At 70.6% G+C, this 7,474-nt stretch carries 7 protein-coding genes; 3 read left to right on the top strand and 4 right to left on the bottom strand.

Annotated features, from left to right (window positions below):
* Positions 1–110: 110 nt before the first annotated feature.
* On the bottom strand, positions 111–695 hold the full coding sequence (gene coaE, locus NUV38_RS03205) for a dephospho-CoA kinase (protein WP_257727720.1): 585 nt from the start codon (positions 693–695) through the stop codon (positions 111–113).
* A gap of 179 nt (positions 696–874) precedes the next feature.
* Here coaE and NUV38_RS03200 point away from each other — a divergent pair, with 179 nt between their 5' ends.
* The gene (locus tag NUV38_RS03200) at positions 875–2,206 is read left to right on the top strand and encodes a glycosyltransferase (RefSeq protein ID WP_257727719.1); all 1,332 of its coding nucleotides are present in this window, start codon (positions 875–877) and stop codon (positions 2,204–2,206) included.
* 9 nt (positions 2,207–2,215) lie between these two features.
* Here NUV38_RS03200 and NUV38_RS03195 read toward each other — a convergent pair whose 3' ends face one another.
* A complete protein-coding gene (locus tag NUV38_RS03195) occupies positions 2,216–2,977 on the bottom strand; it encodes an SH3 domain-containing protein (RefSeq protein ID WP_257727718.1) in 762 nt (253 codons plus the stop codon).
* Positions 2,978–3,265: 288 nt separating this feature from the next.
* Between NUV38_RS03195 and NUV38_RS03190 the strand changes: the two genes are divergently transcribed.
* Positions 3,266–4,573, top strand: coding sequence for a class I adenylate-forming enzyme family protein (locus NUV38_RS03190; protein WP_257727717.1), 1,308 nt, complete (start codon positions 3,266–3,268; stop codon positions 4,571–4,573).
* 26 nt (positions 4,574–4,599) lie between these two features.
* On the opposite strand, the gene NUV38_RS03185 is transcribed toward NUV38_RS03190, so the two are convergent.
* The gene (locus tag NUV38_RS03185) at positions 4,600–5,553 is read right to left on the bottom strand and encodes a GlxA family transcriptional regulator (RefSeq protein WP_257727716.1); all 954 of its coding nucleotides are present in this window, start codon (positions 5,551–5,553) and stop codon (positions 4,600–4,602) included.
* Between the two features lie 93 nt (positions 5,554–5,646).
* Here NUV38_RS03185 and NUV38_RS03180 point away from each other — a divergent pair, with 93 nt between their 5' ends.
* Positions 5,647–5,808, top strand: coding sequence for a hypothetical protein (locus NUV38_RS03180; protein ID WP_257727715.1), 162 nt, complete (start codon positions 5,647–5,649; stop codon positions 5,806–5,808).
* Positions 5,809–5,900: 92 nt separating this feature from the next.
* Here the strand turns inward: NUV38_RS03180 and rpsA are convergent, their stop codons facing one another.
* Positions 5,901–7,346 carry a 30S ribosomal protein S1 gene (rpsA, locus tag NUV38_RS03175; protein ID WP_055965904.1) on the bottom strand — a complete coding sequence of 482 codons (1,446 nt, stop codon included), beginning with the start codon at positions 7,344–7,346 and terminating at the stop codon, positions 5,901–5,903.
* Between the last annotated feature and the right edge of the window lie 128 nt (positions 7,347–7,474).

The raw sequence follows: 7,474 nt of genomic DNA, 5'->3' as shown, positions 1-7,474 counted from the left end.
ACTCATCCTCGGCGCCTGAGACCAACCCGTTGCACCCACGACACGAATCCGCCCAGGTCGACCTGGGAATCTCCGACGGGCGTGAGCCTCACACCGTCCCCGGACGTCGGTCAGCCGGTGAGGCGGTCCCAGAGGGCGTCGACGGCGTCGAGCAGCTGCTCGCGGGTCCCGCTGTTGTCGAGCACCTCGTCCGCGACGGCGAGGCGGTCCTCGCGCGACGTCTGAGCAGCCAGACGGGCCCGGGCGTCGGCCTCGGTCATCCCGCGCTGCTCGACGAGCCGCTCGACCTGGACGTCGGTCGGGACGTCGACCACGACCACCGTGTCGCACGGCCCGGCCATCCCCATCTCCACGAGCAGGGGGTGGTCGTGCACCACGACGGCCCCTGCGGGAGCCTGGGCGACCCGCACGGCGGCGAGCTCGCGGATGGCGGGGTGCGTGATGGCCTCGAGGTCGCGCCGGGCCTGCTCGTCGGCGAAGACGACCGAGCCCAGGGCGGGCCGGTCGAGCGTCCCGTCGGGGGCGATCACGGCGTCGCCGAAGCGCGCGCGGATGGCCTCCAGGCCCGGGGTGCCCGGCTCGACCGCCTCACGCGCCAGCACGTCGTAGTCGATGACCACGGCACCGAGCGCAACCAGGCGGGCACTGACGGTGCTCTTGCCGGACCCGATTCCACCCGTGAGCCCTACCTGCATGCGACATCCTCCAACCGCTACGGTGAACCGACTGTATCCGCAGCGCAGGAGGACCGACCATGGGGCAACGATCCGGTCCACGGATCCTGATGCTCTGCAGGACCTTCTCCACCTCCGCGGGGGGGCGGACGCGTGCGACCTTCGCACGCGCGTCTGCGCTGGCACGGACCGGTCTCCCGGTGGCGATCGTCACCCTCGACCACAAGATCGGCTACGAGGAGATCCTGCGGCAGTGGAGGAGCCGGGTCGACCTCCCGTCTGCGGTCGAGCACCTCAACCTCTTCGAGGACCTCGCCGGTGAGCCGCTCTACGTCGTGGAGCCTCCCGTGCCCCCAGCCCACGAGCCGTCCTGCCCGCCCGGCCTGGAGCTGGTGGTGCGACGACGCAAGGACACGAGCCTGCACCTGGTCGAGCACCATCGCGACGGTGTCCTCGTGCGACGGGAACACTATGACCGCCAGAGCCGACCGAGGGTCGTCACGGAGGTCGCCGAGGACCGTTCGACGACGGAGACCTACCTGGCGCCGTCCGGTCACGTCTTCCTCGTCCTGCACCGACACGGCCGCGTCGTGACGGCACGCCGTCCGGGCCAGGACGAGGTCACCTGGCAGGAGCTAGCCTCACGCTGGATCGCCGCCCTCGACGCGCAGGTTCCGTCCGTCGTCATCTGCGACGACCGACGCAGCGACGACCTGCTGGCGACGCGGGCCGCCGCCGGGACGGTGCCGTCCGTCCTCGTCATCCACAGCTCCCACCTCTCCCCCGATGTCGACGACGTCGCGGCCGTGACGCCCTACAACGGCCGTGCCCTCGAGACCGCCGACGAGTTCGACCGCATCGTCGTGCTGACCGAGCGCCAACGCCGCGACATCGAGGCGCACTTCGGGCCGCGCCCACACCTACGGGTGGTGCCTCATGCCATCGAAGCGTCCCCGCCACGGCGACATCCTCGCCGACGGCCCCCCACGTTCGTCGTCGCGACACGTCTCGTCGCGGTCAAGCAGCTCGACCACGTGCTCGAGGCCTTCGCCGTCGTCCTCGAGCGACACCCGCAGGCGCGGCTGGTCATCGCGGGCACAGGAGATCTCCAGAACGATCTCGAGCGCCACGCGACCGACCTGCACCTCGGCCCGGCTGTCAGCTTCCCCGGCTACGTGGAGGACCCAGCGACACTCCTCTCCGGTGCCGTCGCCACGGTCTGCTCATCAGCGATGGAAGGATTCGGGCTGTCCGTGCTGGAGTCCCTGGCTGCAGGAGTCCCCGTCGTCTCCTACGACGTCCGGTACGGACCGTCGGACATCATCGAGCACGGGCGCACCGGACTCCTGGTCGAGCCCGGAGACGTCGCCGCTTTCGCCGAGGCGATGACGCGTGTCGTGCGCGAACGTCGTTGGCGATCGCGGCGAACGCGTCGTCGCTGTGTCGCCGGCGCGGCCCGCTTCTCCCAGGACGAGTACGTCGAGCGCTGGAGCCGCATCATCGACGAGCTGTCGACGTCGCGGCCCAGCTGATCGGCCGGCTCAGCCGGTGGCGGCGTTGCCGTAGGTGGTGACGTGCACGTGGTCCATGTGGTTGGCCGTGTCGCTGCCTCGGTCGCTCATGCCGCGCCAGCTGTTGGACGTCGCCGGACGCCAGATGCGCTGACGGTAGATGAGGTACTCGATGCCGAGCTCGGCACGGTTCGCCTGCAGGAAGTCGGCGACGTCGTAGCCGAGGTCAGGCCCGAGCATGATGTCCAGCGCGCGCCCAGTAGCGTGCTCACCGCGGCCGGCGATGGCGCCGTAGGACGAGACCCCGGGGAACTTCGCGCACACGGCCCGGAAGACCTTGACGGTGTCGGGCTGCATGCCGCTCTCGGAGAGCTTGGGGCACGGCTCGGTGCCGAGCGGGAGGTCGTCGGCGATCTTCTTCGTGCTGACCCAGCGCGGAAGCCCCTTGTAGACGACCTCGCTCCAGCCGTCCTTCTCCTCGCCCGTGACGTCGACCGTCTCGCCCTGCTCCAGCTCCTTCAGGACCGGCGAGGCGGCGTCGGCGTCGGCGTGGATCGTCACGCCGTCCTCGAGGGCGACCTTCTGGCCGGTCACGTCGACCGCGACCGTGTCCTCGTCGGGCAGCTCGGGACGCTCGGCGCTGCGGTTGACCTCGGGGGTGTCGGCGAGCGCCTCGGTGATGATGTCGTCGGCCGGGGCGGCGACGCTGGCCGAGGCCGGCGCGACCTCGGCGTCGGAGGACACTACGGCGACCGCGGCACCGAGCACCGCAAGGGCGCCGACGGTGGGCATGGCGACCTTGATGACCTGACGGCGCCAGGGGGACGGCGCCGAGTGCCGGCTGCTGTGTCGAGCGGGGGCGGTGGAGCGGGGAGCGGGGGACGTGGTTCCGCGTCCGGCACGCCGCGGGACGGCGTGCTTGTGGCGCGAAGAAGCCACAGACGATCACCTTCAGACGGAGGGGGGACAAGACCGATCAACCACTGAAGCATACTTTGTGCCTGAGTTCACGCACTCGTGACGATCCACACCCGTCGCCCCGCGGGGGCTGTGACCGACCTCTCACGAAGGGAGAGCGACGTGGAGGTGCTGACGGCCGAGCGGAGCCGGCACGACCAGGCCCGCGTGGCCGGCGCGCTCCGGGCGCGTGGGCTGCGCGAGGGTGACCGCCTGGTGCTGCTCTGCCCTGGCGAGCCGGACTACGCGAGCGTCGTGCTCGGAGCCTGCCGGAGCGGCGTCGTGCCGGTGCCGCTCGACCCGCGACTCACCCCGTGGGAGCGGTCGCGCATCCTCGACGACCTCGATGCCGCGCTGGTCGTGGAGAGCGCCGACGAGCTGCACGCCCTGCTCGACGGCGAACCGACGGAGCTCGACGCCGCCCCGCGCTGTCGGCCCATGCACTTCACGTCGGGCACGACCGGCCGACCCAAGGGCGTGTGGTCGGGCCTGCTCGACGCGGGCGACGCGGCCCAGCTGGTGGCCGAGGAGCGCGAGCTGTGGGGGTTCTGCGCCACCGACGTCGACCTCGTGGTGTCGCCGATCTACCACTCCGCTCCCCTGCGCTTCGCCACCGGGACCCTGCTGGCCGGGGGCGGCATCGCGGTGCTGCCGCGCTTCGAGCCCGCCGCGTTCCTCGACGCCGTCGAGACGGTGCGCCCGACGACGATGTTCTGCGTCCCGGCGCACCTGCAGCGGTTGCGGCAGCACCTCGACCACACCGGCGGCCACCCCGACCTCTCCTCGTTCCGCCTCGTCGCACACGCCGGGGCCCCCTGCCCCGAGCCGGTCCGCCGGTGGGCGCACGACCGCTTCGGCGTCGACGCGGTCTGGGAGTTCTACGGATCGACCGAGGGACAGTGGACCGCCTGCCGTGCGCAGGAGTGGCGCGAGCACCCCGGCACGGTCGGTCGTGCGCGGCCGGGACGGGTCGTGACGGTCGACGACGAGGGCCTGCTCTGGTGCGTCGTCCCGCCGTGGGGACGCTTCACCTACTGGCGCGACGACGACAAGACGGCCGACGCGTGGCGCGAGACGGCCGCGGGGCCGGCGTTCACCGTCGGCGACCTCGGGCGGGTGGAGGACGGCTACGTGCACCTCGACGCCCGGCGCAGCGACCTCGTGATCAGCGGTGGCGTGAACGTCTACCCGGCCGAGGTCGAGGCCGCGCTGGAGGACGTCCCCGGCGTGGTCGAGGTGGCCGTGTTCGGACGACCCGACGACCGGTGGGGACAGCGGGTGGTGGCGGCCTACGTCGGCGACGTGGACGAGGACGTCCTGCGCGGGCGCGCGACGGAGCGGCTCGCTCCCCCGAAGCGCCCGAAGGAGTACGAGCGGCTCGACGCGCTCCCCCGCACGGCCACGGGCAAGGTGCGCCGCACGGAGCTGTGAGCGAGGCCGCAGGGGGGCCCTGAGGCTCAGCCGGCCTCGAGGCAGGTGAAGGTGCGGCGGAACTCCTGCGGCGTGGTGCCGACGGCTTGCGTGAAGTGGTGGCGCAGCGTGGCCGCGTTGCCGAACCCGACGCGGGTCGCGATCTGCTCGACGGACAACGACGAGCCCTCGAGCAGCTCCTCGGCCAGCGCGATCCGCTGGCTGGTCAGCCACTGCAGCGGAGTGGTCCCGGTCTCGTCGCGGAACCGTCGGGCGAAGGTGCGGGCCGACATGTGGGCCTGGGCCGCCAGCCGGTCGACCGGCAGCGCCTCGTCGATGTGCTCCAGTGCCCACGCCAGCAACGGCGACAGGGTCTCGGCCTCGACCTGTCCGACGGGCGTGCGCACGAACTGCGCCTGCCCGCCGCTGCGGTGCGGCGGCATCACGATGCGGCGCGCGGTGGTGGCGGCCGTCCGAGCGCCGAAGACCCGCCGCAGGAGGTACAGCGAGGCGTCGATGCCGGCCGCCGAACCCGCGCCCGTGAGCACGTTGCCGTCGAGCACGTACAGCACCTCGGGGCGCACGACGGCCTCGGGGAAGGCCTCCTGCAGCTCGTCGCCGTAGCGCCAGTGGGTGGTGCACTCGCGGCCGTCGAGCAGGCCGGCCTCCCCCAGCAGCCAGGCACCCGTGCAGTGCGCCGAGACGTAGGCGCCGCGATCGGCCGCCGCACGTACGGCCTCGACCGCTGCCGGGTCGTGGTCGCGGTGCCCGCGCTTCGGCGCGATGCACACGAGGTCGGCATCGGCGGTCGCCTCGAGCGAACGCTCCACGAACAGGTCGACGCTCGAGCCCCGGACGCGCCCGGGCGTGGGGGTGCAGATCGAGAACTCGAACACGGGGTTGTCGTCGTCGGGGTGGTAGGGCTCGTTCCACACCTCGCAGATCGCGCCCAGCCCGAAGGCCTCGACCCCGTCCTGCACGACCACGGCGACCTTCTTCATGATCCGAGCATGGCAGACGTCTGGCAGATAATCCATGGACCCTGTCGGATCTGCCACTGTCGGCAGGATCTCCACAGGACGAGAATTGCTGCCATGATCATCCTCCTGCTCCTCCTCGCCTTGTCCGCCCTCGTCATCACCCTCGCCGTCCTCGTGTCCTTCGACGGCTACGGCACACGCCCCCCGCCCCGCAGCCACCACCAGGACGCGTTCGAGCCCGGCCACCCGAGCGGCCAGCACCTGACCGTCCGGTGACCCCGCCACACCCCCGGACACGACGAGACCCCCCGACCTGACGGTCGGGGGGTCTCGTGTGCTGGATCAGCGTCGTGCGGTGGGAGTGTGGATCACTCGCCGCCGGTCAGCTTCTCGCGCAGGGCCTGCAGGGCCTCGTCGGACGCGAGGGAGCCCTCGGTCGTCTCGACCTCGCCACCGGCGGAGTAGTTGCTGACCTCGCCGGCCTCGACGTTGGCCTTCTCGGCCTCCTCGATCTGCTTCTTGTGCGCCTCCCAGCGCTCGTGAGCCTCGGCGTACTGCTTCTCCCACGCGGCGCGGGCCTCGTCGAAGCCCTCCTGCCACTCGCCGGTCTCCGGGTCGAAGCCGTCGGGGTAGATGTAGTTGCCCTGCTCGTCGTACGAGGAGGTCATGCCGTACAGCGTCGGGTCGAAGTCGTCGCCCTCGGCCGCCTGCGTCTCGTTCGCCTGCTTGAGCGAGAGCGAGATGCGACGACGCTCGAGGTCGATGTCGATGATCTTGACCATGACCGAGTCGCCGATCTGCACGACCTGCTCGGGGATCTCGACGTGACGCTCGGCCAGCTCGGAGATGTGCACGAGGCCCTCGATGCCCTCCTCGACACGCACGAACGCGCCGAAGGGGACGAGCTTGGTGGCCTTGCCGGGCACGATCTGACCGATCTGGTGGGTCCGGGCGAACTGCTGCCACGGATCCTCCTGCGTCGCCTTGAGCGACAGCGACACGCGCTCGCGCTCGAGGTCGACGTCGAGGACCTCGACGGTGACCTCGTCGCCGACCTGGACGACCTCGTTCGGGTGGTCGATGTGCTTCCAGGACAGCTCGGAGACGTGGACGAGACCGTCGACGCCGCCGAGGTCGACGAACGCACCGAAGTTGACGATGGAGGAGATGACGCCCTTGCGGACCTGCCCCTTCTTGAGCTCGTCGAGGAACTTCTGGCGCACGGCCGACTGGGTCTGCTCGAGCCAGGCACGGCGCGACAGGACCACGTTGTTGCGGTTCTTGTCGAGCTCGATGATCTTCGCCTCGAGCTTCTGGCCGATGTACGGGTCGAGGTCGCGGACGCGACGCATCTCCACGAGCGAGGCGGGCAGGAAGCCACGGAGTCCGATGTCCATGATGAGGCCGCCCTTGACGACCTCGATGACGGTGCCCTCGACGACGCCTTCCTCGGCCTTGATCTTCTCGATGTCGCCCCAGGCACGCTCGTACTGAGCACGCTTCTTGGACAGGATCAGACGGCCTTCCTTGTCCTCCTTCTGGAGGACGAGGGCCTCGACGCTGTCGCCGACGCTGACGACCTCGTTCGGGTCGACGTCGTGCTTGATGCTCAGCTCGCGCGAGGGGATGACGCCCTCGGTCTTGTAGCCGATGTCGAGGAGGACCTCGTCACGGTCCACCTTGACGATGGTGCCGTCGACGATGTCGCCGTCGTTGAAGTACTTGATGGTCGAGTCGATGGCGGCGAGGAAGTCGGCCTCGCTGCCGATGTCGTTGACCGCAACCTGCGGTGCCGCAGAGGGAGCGATGCTCATAGGTAGATGGACTCCGATGGATGGATGATGTCGGGAACGGCCGGTGGACGGCGCCACGGAGTCCGCAGGACGGACATGCCGAGGACGCTCCTGGTCGTCCCGAGGAACGCACAGGTCACCAGCGCATC

The sequence above is a fragment of the Aeromicrobium sp. 50.2.37 genome (genome assembly GCF_024655735.1).
Lineage (GTDB): Bacteria > Actinomycetota > Actinomycetes > Propionibacteriales > Nocardioidaceae > Aeromicrobium.
This window is presented reverse-complemented; position numbering and strand designations above follow the sequence as displayed.

Bases quoted from the DNA above. Each gene is read 5' to 3' on its own strand.
- coaE (WP_257727720.1), bottom strand. From the start codon at position 695: ATGCAGGTAGGGCTCACGGGTGGAATCGGGTCCGGCAAGAGCACCGTC.
- NUV38_RS03195 (WP_257727718.1), bottom strand. From the start codon at position 2,977: ATGCCCACCGTCGGCGCCCTTGCGGTGCTCGGTGCCGCGGTCGCCGTA.
- NUV38_RS03185 (WP_257727716.1), bottom strand. From the start codon at position 5,553: ATGAAGAAGGTCGCCGTGGTCGTGCAGGACGGGGTCGAGGCCTTCGGG.
- NUV38_RS03180 (WP_257727715.1), top strand. From the start codon at position 5,647: ATGATCATCCTCCTGCTCCTCCTCGCCTTGTCCGCCCTCGTCATCACC.
- rpsA (WP_055965904.1), bottom strand. From the start codon at position 7,346: ATGAGCATCGCTCCCTCTGCGGCACCGCAGGTTGCGGTCAACGACATC.